The sequence below is a fragment of the Methanoplanus endosymbiosus genome, from assembly GCF_024662215.1.
Lineage (GTDB): Archaea > Halobacteriota > Methanomicrobia > Methanomicrobiales > Methanomicrobiaceae > Methanoplanus > Methanoplanus endosymbiosus.
In genome coordinates this window covers 3119179-3132772 of sequence record NZ_CP096115.1, presented here as the reverse complement: position 1 = coordinate 3132772, position 13594 = coordinate 3119179, and the positions used below count along the sequence as shown (strand labels likewise).

Annotated in this window: 9 protein-coding genes; 4 read left to right on the top strand and 5 right to left on the bottom strand. The window is 41.6% G+C overall.

The annotated features are described in order from the left end of the window. Window positions 1-617 precede the first annotated feature (617 nt). Window positions 618-2021 (top strand): ATP-binding protein, encoded by a 1404-nt coding sequence (locus L6E24_RS14535; RefSeq protein ID WP_257742662.1) that lies wholly within the window; start codon window positions 618-620, stop codon window positions 2019-2021. Between the two features lie 90 nt (window positions 2022-2111). Here L6E24_RS14535 and L6E24_RS14530 read toward each other — a convergent pair whose 3' ends face one another. The 3 genes from L6E24_RS14530 to L6E24_RS14520 all read right to left on the bottom strand — a co-directional run bounded on the left by L6E24_RS14530 (window position 2112) and on the right by L6E24_RS14520 (window position 6903). After that, the gene (locus tag L6E24_RS14530; protein WP_257742661.1) at window positions 2112-2645 is read right to left on the bottom strand and encodes a hypothetical protein; all 534 of its coding nucleotides are present in this window, start codon (window positions 2643-2645) and stop codon (window positions 2112-2114) included. Window positions 2646-3083: 438 nt separating this feature from the next. Beyond that, window positions 3084-5291, bottom strand: a complete 2208-nt coding sequence (locus L6E24_RS14525; RefSeq protein ID WP_257742660.1) for a PAS domain S-box protein — start codon at window positions 5289-5291, stop codon at window positions 3084-3086. Window positions 5292-5463: 172 nt separating this feature from the next. Then, window positions 5464-6903, bottom strand: a complete 1440-nt coding sequence (locus L6E24_RS14520; RefSeq protein WP_257742659.1) for a SulP family inorganic anion transporter — start codon at window positions 6901-6903, stop codon at window positions 5464-5466. A gap of 394 nt (window positions 6904-7297) precedes the next feature. Between L6E24_RS14520 and L6E24_RS14515 the strand changes: the two genes are divergently transcribed. Then, window positions 7298-7717, top strand: coding sequence for a universal stress protein (locus L6E24_RS14515; RefSeq protein WP_257742658.1), 420 nt, complete (start codon window positions 7298-7300; stop codon window positions 7715-7717). Window positions 7718-7938: 221 nt separating this feature from the next. Further along, on the top strand, window positions 7939-8286 hold the full coding sequence (locus L6E24_RS14510) for a response regulator (protein ID WP_257742657.1): 348 nt from the start codon (window positions 7939-7941) through the stop codon (window positions 8284-8286). On the opposite strand, the gene L6E24_RS14505 is transcribed toward L6E24_RS14510, so the two are convergent. Both L6E24_RS14505 and L6E24_RS14875 read right to left on the bottom strand, forming a co-directional pair. Next, the gene (locus L6E24_RS14505; RefSeq protein ID WP_257741295.1) at window positions 8248-9750 is read right to left on the bottom strand and encodes a transposase; all 1503 of its coding nucleotides are present in this window, start codon (window positions 9748-9750) and stop codon (window positions 8248-8250) included. The genes L6E24_RS14510 and L6E24_RS14505 overlap by 39 nt on opposite strands. 134 nt (window positions 9751-9884) lie before the next feature. Continuing rightward, window positions 9885-10295: an IS1634 family transposase N-terminal domain-related protein gene (locus tag L6E24_RS14875; protein WP_505481583.1), complete on the bottom strand. Its 411-nt coding sequence runs from the start codon at window positions 10293-10295 to the stop codon at window positions 9885-9887. Between the two features lie 273 nt (window positions 10296-10568). On the opposite strand from L6E24_RS14875, the gene L6E24_RS14495 reads away from it, so the two are divergent. After that, window positions 10569-13580 (top strand): PAS domain S-box protein, encoded by a 3012-nt coding sequence (locus L6E24_RS14495; RefSeq protein ID WP_257742656.1) that lies wholly within the window; start codon window positions 10569-10571, stop codon window positions 13578-13580. Window positions 13581-13594 lie beyond the last annotated feature (14 nt).

The following is a 13594-nucleotide window of genomic DNA, read 5'->3' as shown; positions in this document are numbered from 1 at the left end:
AACTCTGGCCCGTAATCCTTTACTGCCATGTACAGAAGTAAAACAGACATAATTCTTTAATTTCTTCTCATTTGTAACTGGGACATAATGGGATAAAAATGACACTGTATTTCTTCGTTTTTTGTTTTTGTTCAATTCTCCCCTCAATCTCAATGATCTCCGTAATATAAGTCCCAGGCGCTATATTTCGTTGTCCACGGGTAGAATTATAATATGGCACGCATTCATAACACAATAATATTGTCCGAGTGATTTTACTAAATAAGAAACAGAAGTCCATTCAGCTATTTTTATTCCGGCAGTGACAAAAGAGCTGTATCAGTTTCATCAGGAGGTCTTATCTGAAATTCTGTTTATCATTATGCAGGAAATGAAAAACTTTGTTTTAGTCTCAGAAATATCCCGGATACTCTTTGGAATAACAATCCGGCCTTTTTTTGTTATTGTTCCGGTGTGAACATAAAAAACTCCGGAGTTTAAAACTTCAAAGTACACAAACTCAGGACAACAAATATCTGTCCATAAAAAGTCAATCACGACCAAAGAAAAAACTTTAAAGTATAAAACTTTAAAGTACACATATGCAAAATCCTCCTTTCCTTGGCAGAAAATCTGAAATGTCATCCTTAAACAGCAGATGGAAAAGCAATAAACCGGAATTTATCGTCATCTACGGGCGAAGAAGAGTTGGGAAATCAGAACTTATAGACAGATTCCTTAACAAAAAAAGAGGCCTTCGCCTGCTTGCAAGGGAAGAAGCCAGGGAACTTCAGCTGAGACGGTTTTCAGTGGAAGTTGCAGACTACTTCAATGACGACTTCCTCAGAAAAACAGGATTCTCAGACTGGGACTCCTTCTTTGAGTACCTGTACCAAAAATCTGATGAAAGAATAATAATCGCCATAGATGAATTCCCTTACCTCGTAAAGGAAGACAATGCACTGCCCTCCATCCTTCAGTCATTCTGGGACCTAAAACTTAAAGAGACAAAAATATTCCTGATACTCTGCGGCTCATCAGTCAGAATGATGGAATCAATGGTCATGGAATATAACAGCCCCCTTTACGGGAGAAGAACAGGACAGGTCCTGCTCAGGCCACTTCATTTTATCCACATTTATGATTATATCAAAGACATAAAAAAAGCCGTAAATTATTATTCTGTATATGGCGGAATTCCGGCTTACATCACCAGTCTTAACGTCAGTCAGAGTATTGAAGAGAGCATAACTGAAAATATCTTCAGAAAGGACTCCTATCTCTTCCGGGATATTGAGTTCGTGCTTAGAAGTGAACTCAGCGAACCCAGATATTACTTCTCAATACTCCTCTCGATATCAAACGGAAATCATTCGCAGGGCCTGATTACCAATGACACCGGACTTTCAAAGGGAATTGTAAACAAATATCTCTCAACACTCATCGACCTTGACCTCGTTAAAAGAAAAGTTCCTGCAACAGTCTCTAAGAGGTGCCACAGGGGATTATACTACATCAAAGATAACCTCTTTTTATTCTGGTTCAGATTTGCATACCCCAATATCATGCTGATAGAACGTGACCTTGGTGATGCTGCGGTTAAGAACCAGGTCATGCCATATTTCAGCGATTACACAGGACTTCGTTTTGAAGAGATTGTAGAAGATATTTTCCTTTCGGTAAACGGCAGAGATGTCCTGCCTTTTCTCTTCACCGGATACGGCAGCTGGTGGCATAAAGGTGAGGAGATTGACGGAATTTATTACTCAGACTCTGAAGACAAAATCCTGTTCTGTGAATACAAATGGCAGGACAATGTACAAGCTGACATTCTCCTCCAAAAACTCAAAGAAAAATCACAGAAAGTATCATGGAAAAAAGAGAACAGAACAGAATATTTCTGTCTTGTCGCCAGATCATTTGACAGTCAGGACCGGCACACACCAGCCTTCAAAACTTCCGGAAAAAAAGAGATTAATAATAACACAGTCCTGCTCGATATAAACGATATCGAAGCTTTATGCAGGAAAGCTTCAGAGTAATTTTTCCGGATTTATATCAATACAAAAAACGGAATAAATCCCTCCCTCAAAAAAATAAAACTCACCGGAAAAATTTCAATTCAGACAAAATCACCTCAGATACTTATTCCGGGCCAGAAAAACTACACCACACAGACAGCCGGTCATCACAATACCGATAAAGAACCCCGGAAACTCCGGCACAGGCGTACTGCGGCAGTCATAACAGAACTCAATATGGCTTATATCGTAATACTTCCCGTTAGCCGGATTCACAGGCGTAGAAAGAAGTTCTGAGTCAAAGTAAACCGGCGGGTCGTAGAAGTACACATTAGAATTAGGCCCTCCCTTCACTATCACCGCATAAATCTCAGCATTTGACGTGAAGGTGAAATGTGTGCTGGTGAACATATCAATATCGACATAGCAGTTTGTCCCTGCAATATCATGGATTCCTCCGTAAGGACCGCCGTCAATCTTAAAACTCTCCCCCGGACATCCGCTCCCGCAGCACGTCTGCGAAGTACAGTTTATGTCACTGCATTTTGGATTGTCCGGACAATAAACCGGTGTTGCTGCACCGACAAAAGCAACCATGGCAGAGATCAGCACAGTGACGTAAAACAAAAGATTTCTCTTTTTCAAAATATACACTCCCCAATAAAAATTAACCATCCCGCCAGCCGGAATGACTCATGAATGACGCACAGGCAATTTCTAACAGGACCCTAATGAATATATGCACAGCATTGCATCTCCCTCAACGCAATAATTCAGGATAAGCAGAACAATTACCCGCCGGCGGGAGCAATGCAGGTCTAATCAGTTATACTACAGCAGAAAATGACAGTCACTGCAAAAATTCATGCATTACAGATAAATACAGAATTCCGGACTCTAAAAAGAAACCCACCCGGGGTTCTGAGAGAAGATTCCGGGAGGGAAATATTTTACAGCAGGGAAGACTGAAGACAGCTTCTGAATTTCAGGGATTTCGGTTTCAGGGAAAAGCGGGATAAAACCTGCAATAAAATATGCCGGACCACGGGATAATATCCCGGAAACTCTGTGCCTTTAAGAGATCTAATCTTTTTTCCAGGAATCCGCCGGAACTGTGATCTCAAACCGTGCCCCGCTGCCAAAGACCCCGCTCTCCTTTATTGAAATTCCGGTAATGGAGAGGATCTCTCTTGTCAGGAAAAGGCCAAACCCTGTGTTTTTGCCAACTCCTCTCTGAAAAATTCTCTCCTTCTCTTCATCAGGCACGCCGGTCCCGTCGTCCTCCCATGTAATGACAAGCCCCCCGTTATTGTCATGCCTGCACCTGACATAAACCTCAGTGGCCTTCTCACCATGCCTGACCGTATTGTCCATCATGTTTTCAAAGACTTTACTGAGCATAGGATCGGCATATATCATAATATCTTCACAGAGGTTGTGCACCGGCAGTTTCCCAAATGACCTCCTGTCAGTTAAACCTGAAACTGAGATCCATTCAGGTGTATTGACTCCAAGCTGTTCATACTCTTTTGTAAACAATATATTTTCTTCAATTGTACGGGCTGCACTGTCAATCTTTCCGATATAATCGGTTTTTTCCTGTTCATCCTCAAGGTCATCAATTATGCCGGCAATGCCCCTGATAACGGTCACCTGGTTGAGGATATCATGCCTAGTTATTCCGGAGAGCAGTTTTAACTTCCGGTTTGAAAGAAACAGTGCCTCTTCTGCTTTTTTCCTCTCCGTAATGTCGATTATAATCCCTTCACAGTATTTCCGGTTATCATCACAGAGCAGTCTTCCGCTAATTGACACCCAGAATGGCGTGCCGTCCCTTTTTTTATGGATTGCCTCATAACCGGTAACACTGCCGTCTTCTGAAATAATATTTACAACCTTTTCCCTGTCACGGACATCAAAATAAAAATTCCCTGCATTTTTCCCTGATTTCAGGAACTCCTCTGCATCCGGATAACCATACATACGGGCAAAAGAGTTGTTTACATCAAATATCTCTCCATTGAAAGTAGTTTTGAACAGTCCGGTAACAGAATTCTCAAATATATCCCTGTATTTTTTTTCACTCCTGTATATGGCCTCTTCCGCTTTTTTCCTCTCCGTAATATCGTTTACAAGCGACAGGACATAATGCTCATCCCCGATTTTTAACTTTGTCGCCCGGACCTCCGCTGTGTAAACGGTCCCGTCCTTACGGCGGTGCCTCGTCTCAATGTAAATATCCCTGTCATCCGGGAATTTATGCCAGATATTTCTTCTGTCATTGCGGATTACCGATTCGGCATCAAGATCATTGACATTCATTGAGAGGAGTTCATCAAGAGTGTAACCTGTTGTAGTTGTCGCTTTTTCGTTTGCATCCACAAAATTTCCGTCAAGATCAAATAAAAAAAAGATCTGTGAGGCCTTGTCAAAGAGTTTCCGGAATTTATTCTCACTTTCACGAAGGGCCTTGTCTGCCATTTTCCAGTCGGTAATATCAGTATGCGTCCCAAGAATCCGGAGAGCTTTTCCGTCTGAGTCCCTGCTTACAACACTACCCCTGGCCCTCATCCACCGGATTCCACCGCTTTTGGTTTTCATCCGGAACTCAAGATCAAAACCGTCCCTGCCATTGTGGATGCAGTCATAAACGACCTTTTCAGCCATTCCAAGGTCATCAGGGAGGACATTTTCCCTCCATGTATTGTATGATGCGGGCACCTCATCCGGTTCATAGCCAAGCATGGTAAAGCAGCGTGGACTGAAGAATGCCTCTCCCGTTTTCAGATCCCAGTCCCATATCCCGTCATTTGTTGTTTCAAGCACAAGCCGAAGCCTCTCCTGGTTAAAGAGATCTGTTTCAGAGGATCTTTTCCTGTTTTCAGCTGCAAATCTGATCTTTCCGGCAAGTTCTGCGTAGTAATCCTCAGGCCTTCCGGTCCTGCGGACGAAGAAATCAGCCCCATCATTAAATGACCCGGCAACTGCATCTTCACCGCAGTCTCCGGAAAAAACAATGTATGGAATTCTGATATTGTTCTCTTTTATGTATTTAAGCAGAACATTTTCTGATGATTTTTTGGTGGAGTAAGCCGGGGCAAAACCGGATACAATGACATCGAATGGATTTTTATTTAGCAGAGCTATAGCTTCTTCTGCATTTTCAGCGCAATATAAAGATATTCTGCCTGACTTTTCAAGATAATTTTTTGTTTCCGACAGGCACTCAGGGTCATAATTGATAAAAAGAACTCCAATTTTCCCCCGGATATACCCGTTCTTTCTCATCATATGACTATTAGAATTTATGAATGATAAATTTATTTAAGGCATAGTCGGACTGAAATGAATTACCATAACCTGAAGGGGTGCTGCTTTCTGTTATGCCGGCCGGAAGCACATGGTTAATGCCACCCTTATAGAGAGATTTGGAGTTGATTCAGGCAGCATATCCATTAAATCCTCACGAAAAGCCCTTATCAAGCGTCTCCTGGCTTTCCGGATTTAAACCGGTCACGTACACCGACTTGCCCTCCTGCTGGTACTTATCAATAACCCGGACAATCGCCTCAACAGCAGAATGGTCCCAGATATGCGAACTGGCAAAATCAATCTCAATTCTTTCAGGATCGCCGGCATAATCAAAGAGATCAACAAAAGCCGACATCGTTGCAAAGAAGAGCTGACCCCTTACACTATAAACCTTAACACCATCGCCCCTGACACTGCCGGATACCGAAATTGCAGACATCTTCCAGACCATCGCAAGTGCAGCTATCACAACTCCGGTTAAAACACCCTTCGCAAGGTCATGGGTATAGACAACAATCGCGATAGTGACCAGCATAACAAAGGCATCACTCTTCGGCATCTTAAAGAGGTCCTTTAAAGAACTCCACTCAAAAGTCCCGACAGCCACCATAATCATCACACCGACAAGAGCCGCCATAGGGATCTGAGCCACAAGATCACCAAGAACAATAATCAGAAAAATCAGAAAAAGCCCGGCTGTCAGCGACGAAAGCCTGCCCCTTCCTCCGGAAGTGACATTAATGACAGACTGCCCAATCATTGCACAGCCGGCCATCCCGCCAAAAACACCTGCAACAACATTGGAAATCCCCTGCCCCTTAACCTCCCTGTCCTTATCACTCCTCGTATCAGTCATCTCATCAACAATAGACGCAGTAAGAAGAGACTCCAAAAGACCCACAATAACAAGCGTCACCGAATAAGGCAGGACAATAAGCAGAGTCTCAACATTCAGAGGCACAGCCGGCAGATGAAAGAGAGGCAGTGCCTGTGTAATATTGCCAAGATCACCAACCGTTAACACATCAATCCCGGCAGTAATGGTAATTCCGGCCATAACCGCAATTGCAACAAGCGGTGCCGGAACTGCCTTTGTAACCTTTGGCAGAAGAACCACAATCCCGATGGTCGCCGCCGTAATCGCATACACAACAGGCGGCACACCGATTAGAAACGGGATCTGTGAGAGAAATATCAGAATCGCAAGCGAATTTACAAACCCTAAAACAGCAGAATATGGGATAAACGAGATCAGCTGCCCGACCTTAAAAAATCCGAGGCATAACTGTATAATTCCGGTGAGAATAGTTGCAAAAAACAGATATTCAACCCCGAAATCCCGCACCAGAACAACCATCACAAGGGCCATCGAACCTGTAGCAGCCGAGATCATACCCGGCCTTCCGCCTGCAAAAGCAATCACAACAGCAATGCAGAACGATGCATAAAGGCCCACCATCGGATCAACGCCTGCAATGATAGAAAATGCAATAGCTTCAGGAATCAGAGCCAGAGCTACTGTAATTCCGGCAAGGAAATCCCCTCTCACATTTGAGAGCCATTCACCTTTTATTTTATGCGCGAATGACACAAAAACCTCCTGCCCCTGTAAAAAAACTGTATATTGCCATAATTTATTAATCCGGAAAAGATTTGTTGGTATTTTTAATCAGAAATATACTGCAAAACCCCGCAGCCATTATGAAATACGGCAGAATTACCTTTACCGCAAATATTTCTCAGCCGGTAATATATTTCTCCCGCACAACAATAATATTTCCCCACCACCGCAACATAATGCACAGCCACATCATTAAATGTCCGGAACACCTGATCGGTATTTCTATAAACCAGGCAGATAAACAATATTCTCAGCATCCATATCGGAGAAGCAGAGAGGCATGAATAACCGGACTGCAAAAACCGGAAAATCAGCCTGAAAAATACACAGCTATTCAAAACAGTTCTTCCGGAGACATAATTAAATGTATAAAAAAATACTCCTGGCATCAGACGGCTCAGAGAACGCAGGACGTGCAGCAGTAGAGGCTGCCGGACTTGCAAAAAAGCTATCATCCCATGTAATTCTCACATACATTGCCGGCACACCACAACAGTCAAAACTTGTAAAAGCAAACTTTGACGTACACACAATTCTGAAAGAAGATGCAGAAGAAAAGATAAAAGATACAATATCCACACTCAACAAGGAAAATATCCCATATACACTCAAGGTTGCAATAGGAGACCCTGCTGACGAAATAATCCGGATTGCCGGGAATGAAGAGGCAGACCTGATAATAATCGGCAGCCGCGGCCTTGGAACAATAAAAAGCGTTGTACTTGGAAGTGTAAGCCAGAAAGTCACCCACAATGCAAAATGCCCGGTCATGATAATCAGGTAAAATCCTGAAATATACTCCGGTTTAGTCTTCAGCCTAAGGACATAAAAACCTAAAAATCCGGTTTTGAAGATAAATATCATATAATTTAAATTAAGAATAAACAATTTTTCCGGAAAACTTTAACGGAATTTACGTTAAAGTGCATGATTTTAAATGACTGTTCCGGACGCCCCGTAACGAATTGAGAAAGATATTAATACAATCTAACAGGAAAGTAAATAATGAACGGTTCAGAGTCCTCAAAACAGACGTTATCAATACTATATGTGGATGACGAACCAGCGCTCCTCGACGCAGCAAAGTTATACCTTGAACATACAGGCAATCTTTCAGTCACAAAATGTGACAATGCAGCTGACGCACTTAAAATATTATCAGAATTAAAATTTGACGCCATAATATCGGACTACCAGATGCCCGAATGCGACGGCATAACATTTCTCCGCCGTCTGAGAGAGAGAAGGGACAATACCCCGTTTATCATCTTCACAGGAAAAGGACGTGAGGAAGTAGTAATTGACGCTTTAAACCTATGGCGTCATTATTCGGTTGGAAATATTGAATTTTGATAGCCATTTTTCAGCTGAACGTCCACCTTCAAGCAAGTTTATGAATTCTTCCAAATACTCCAATCTCTTACTGTCAGAATGTACAATTTCTTTATGTGCATATGGCCTCACCAGTTCACTTGCACTGCTGATCTCTTCAGCTGTAATATCCTGTATCTCTCGAATAAAATCTTTTATGTCATAGAGAATTTCTCTCACATAAGTTTCATTCTCAAGGTTTGAGAAAATGGCCATTAGTGCACCATATTGTGCCATTTCGTTTGTAGTTCTATTTCTTCCGGTTCGTCTTCGTATGTGCATTCTACTCCACCTATGGCCGCGTTCTTCAATATTATTATCTCTCATAATGTCAACTACATTACCAAATGTGTCTTTTACTTCCACAAAAAGTTCATCCATGTGTTTTCTGCAGTTGTTTGTTATTTGCCTTGCTCCGCGGAGTAATTCGCCCCCTTTGGTTACTCCATCTATGTCAATGGCATTCAGAATGATCTCAAAATCGTCTCTCATATTTTGAGCATTTGTGGTTATCATATCACTTCCATTTTGACTTAAGTGCCTGCCAACCCTTAAAGTAATCCTCACTTTCTCAAACCATTCCCATATCTTTTGAATTTTAGAATATTGGGAGTTTATGCCTGCATTGTTTGTGATATCATCTAATTTTTCAGAAAACTCCTTAATTTCACATACGTTAACTTTATGGGCCATATTCCATTCTAATATTTTGTGGGCCATTATTTGGACATCTAAAATTCTATTCATTATTTCAAAGTAGGGTAAACCAAATGGGTAATTTGAACTCCTTTCACGGCAGATAAGAAGATGCTCTATAGCAAGAATAATCCATTTTTGCTCTGCGAAGAATATATCTTTTTCAGAACCATGATGTTTTATTGCACTGAGGTCCCCTTTCATTTTCTTGATTTGACTTAGGATCCTCATTTTCACAATATCTTTGCGAAAAGTAGAGTATCTGGTTTTAAAAATGGTTTTACCAAGATTTTTAACGAAGTGATACTGACAAATTTGGTGCTTTACGTCAGGAAAAATCTCAAATGCTGCATCTCGAATCTGCTTGCTCATATCTCTAACAATGACTATTGGGTCCCCCAATAGTGATTTTAAGTTATTCAGGAAGATTTTAACATATTTTTTGCTCTCTGTTGGTATAATTTGGGCATCCATTGTAATTCCTGTATCCCCGTCCTTTGCCATAAAAACAATTTCATTTCCTGCTTCTCCGGTCCCATCCAGGTGAAGCTTTGCGCCACCTTCTCTCTCAAAAAAGGACTTCATTTGAGGCATATGTCTTTTGTGCAGAGCATAGAACCTTAACAAAAGCTCTTTAGACAGATTAGATATTTCACCAGTTGAAATACTAATTCCTCGAGATAAAAGAATGGTTCTTATTTCATCTCTTTGGAAATCAAAAAGAAATCGCAATAAACCAACAGCAACCATTATTTTAGTATCAAAGTTGCGTCCGGCAGGGCATATTTGATTGAAAATTGAGATTAATGGTTCATTACACGCACCATGTTCTTTACAGTATTTATAAACTATATTAAACCTGATCTCTCCCGATAATGTTTTAACTATTCTTTTAGCTGCTTTTTGGACGTAGAGTCTTTTTTTACAGACTGGGCATCTGTTATGGATTTTTTTGAGTTCTTTGGGTGGGAAAGGGAAATAGAGTACGTTTTTTTTCCAAAGTCGTAGGTAATACCTACACTCTTAAGGGATTCACGCGAGACAGGGTGTCCCATATTTTCCAACATATCTAATACCTCATTTGGAGTTAATTCTCTTTCAGTTAGTTGATTGGCTAAAAAAGAAAAATGGTCTTTATCTATAGTAAAATTATTTGGAAAAGATGGATCAGTCCCTAAAGGTCGGATGTATCGCTGGACAACTTTTCCATCAATTCGAACAGATTCAACTTCAGCAAAGTAGGTCTTAACATCTCCATTTTTGTTGTGACGAGTGTATTTCCGTATGTATGACACCCATAGTGATATATATCACCACATATATGAAACCATTGATTTAGAATTGAAAGTCAGATCAAAATTTAAAAGGAATGTAGGCTGTTTTGAGAGGGATTTAGGGAGTTATAAATCCAACTCTATTTTGACGCCATAGCTTTAAACAGCGGAGCAGACTTCTATCTCCAGAAGGGGGGCAGTCCCGAGTCACTCTTTGCGGAACTCACCAACAAAATAAAATATGCAGTTGATAAAAGAAAGAGCGAAGAGCGTTACAGGCAGCTCTTTGACAATATGACACAGGGGTTTGCCCTGCATGAGATCATCACAGACAAAAGCGGAAATCCGACAGACTACCGGTTTATTGCCGTAAATCCGGCATTTGAGAGGCTCACCGGGCTGAAAGCAGACGAAATCACAGGCAGAACTGTCCTGGAAATTCTGCCTGAAACAGAAAAATACTGGATAAAAAAATACGGCGAAGTCGCCCTCAGCAATACCACAGCAGAGTTTGAAAATTACAGTGCAGAACTCGGACGCTGGTATGATGTCATTGCATATTCGCCGGAAAGAGGACAGTTCGCAGTTACATTTACAGACATTACCGCAAAAAAAGAGGCTGAAAAAAAACTCCGGCAGAAAAATGATGAACTTATAGCTGCAAACAGCCAGCTTGCGGCGGCAGAAGAGGAACTGAGATCACAGATGGACGAACTCCCGGATATTCAGAGAAAACTCAAAGAGAGCGAAGGGCAGTTTTACAGTATAATAAAGGAAATCCCCATCTCAATGAGCATTGCCACAATAAAAGGTGAAATCCTCCTGATAAATTCAAGAACTGCTGAGGTCTTAGAACTTAAATCAGAGGATATAAACGGCATTAATGCACAGGAATTCTGGGCAAATCCTAAAAGAAGAAAAATCTGGCTGGAAGAGATCAACAAAACCGGCATAGTCTCCAACTTTGAAGCGGATATTATCACCACCTCAGGAAAGCATAAAAGCCTCTCAATCTCCGGACTTAAAATAATTTTTGAAGGCCGTCCATGCATCCTCTCCGTTCACCAGGATGTAACAGATAAAAAAAGGGCCGAATCTGAACTGAAACTGAGCCACGAGAAGTACAGGTCACTTATTGAAAATGTCAGTGAAGTTATATTCCGGCTGGATGATGATGGTGTAATAACCTATGTCTCCCAAAATATCACAGACCTTACCGGCTATCAGGCATCTGAGATGACAGGCAGGCATTACACCGATTTCGTATATCCAAAAGACAGACCTGATCGCATAAATGAATTCAATATTCTGCTTGCCGGCGGAAAAAACCCAACAGAATTCCGGCTTATTAAAAAAGAAGGCGGAACTGTCTGGATTAGAAATAATGGACAGAGAATTATAGCAGATGGCAGAGTCACCGGAATTCAGGGCATAATTACAGACATTTCAGGCTTAAAGGCAGTAGAGGAGAAATCGAAGAAATATGCTGAAAATCTTGAACTGCTCTTCAATTCAATCGAAGAGATGGTGCTGATTCTTGATAATGACGGCAATATTATCAGAGTCAATGCTTCTGTTGAAAGAGAACTGGGATATAGTGAAGAAGAACTCTCCGGGAGGGAAGTATTAATACTTCATCCGGAAGAGAGAAGAAATGATGTTATAAAGAATATTAAGGATATTGCTGCCGGAATTACCGATACCTGCAATATCCCCCTCATTGCAAAGAACAAACGGACGATTGAGGCTGAGACAAAAATCACCCGCGGGTACTGGGACAAAAAAGCGGTTCTTGTATGTGTAACAAGGGATGTCACTGACAGAAAACAGGCAGAAGAGGCCTTGCAGAAGAGTGAAGAGCAGTACAGGACAATATTTGACAATTCCCCGATTGGAATTGAACTCCTTGACTCAGACGGATATTTTATCAATGCAAATCCGGCATGCCTGAAAATATTTGGCATTGAAAAATCTGACGCACTCTCCGGATTTTTCCTGTTTTCTGATCCAAACCTGGCAGATGAGAAGAAGAGAGAGATCCTTAACGGCATAACAGTCCGGTTTGAAACTGCATTTGATTTCTCCAAAGTGCTTGAAAATAACATCTATCCCACATCAAAAAGAGGAATCATCTGGCTTGATCTTCTGATAAGTCCCCTGAAAAATGAAGAAGCCATGATTAACGGCTATCTTGTTCAGATACAGGACATTACGGATAGAAGAGAGATGAGAGAGGAACTGAAAAAATCCGGGGAGAAATATCGTGATCTCGCTGACAATGCCCCGGTAGGGATTCTGACCTGTGACAAATCAGGCAGAATTATCTACTTAAATTCCAAAGTACCGGTAATTCTTGGCTCTCCGGGGGTGAATGAATCGTCCGGAATAAATCTTTTGGAAAATAAAAATCTTGTTGCTTCCGGATTTTCAGACATTTTAAGGGGAGTTTTAGAGGACAAAACCAGTATTTCTGAGCTTGAAATGGAGTACATCTCTGTCTGGGGGAAAAAAGTGTACCTCAGAATTCATGCGACACCATTACGTAAAGAAGGGGCCGTTGACGGAGCAAGAATAATTATTGATGACATAACCAAGCGGAAACTGGCGGATGAGGCTCTGCGTATAACCAATAATAAGCTTAAACTGCTCTCTTCAATAACCAGACATGACATTTTAAATCAGGTTATGGTCATTGGAGGGTATCTTGATCTCGCAGAACGTATAGACATGGACAGGAGACTTTCAAAATACTGCGATAGTATCAGAGCAGCAACTGATACGGTTCAGAGACAGATCGAATTTACAAGAGAATATGACGGGCTTGGTTCAAAAGAGCCATTATGGCATGACATCTCATCTGCCATATGCGATACTGCCAAAGGCCGGCTTCCTGTTGTATGTGAATGCAGAGGGCTTTGGATCTATGCAGATCCAATGGTTATGAGGGTTGTATATAATTTATACGACAATGCCCTCCGTCATGCTGATGGTGCAACTGAGGTGAGGGTGTCATGCAGGAAGGTTGAACTCTCACAGAGTGCAGACCGGTCCAAAAAGAGAAGTCGTTCAGGATATCTCATCATATACGAAGATGACGGATGCGGAGTTCCGGATGAGATGAAGGAGAGGATCTTTGAGCGTGGTGTTGGTGCAAATACAGGCCTTGGCCTCTTCCTGATCCGGGAAATTCTTGCGATTACCGGAATTACGATCACTGAGACAGGTAAGTATGGGAAAGGTGCACGCTTTGAGATGACTGTTCCGGACGGTGCGTGGAGAATTGAGAAAGATATTAATACAATCTAACCGGAAAAGTAATA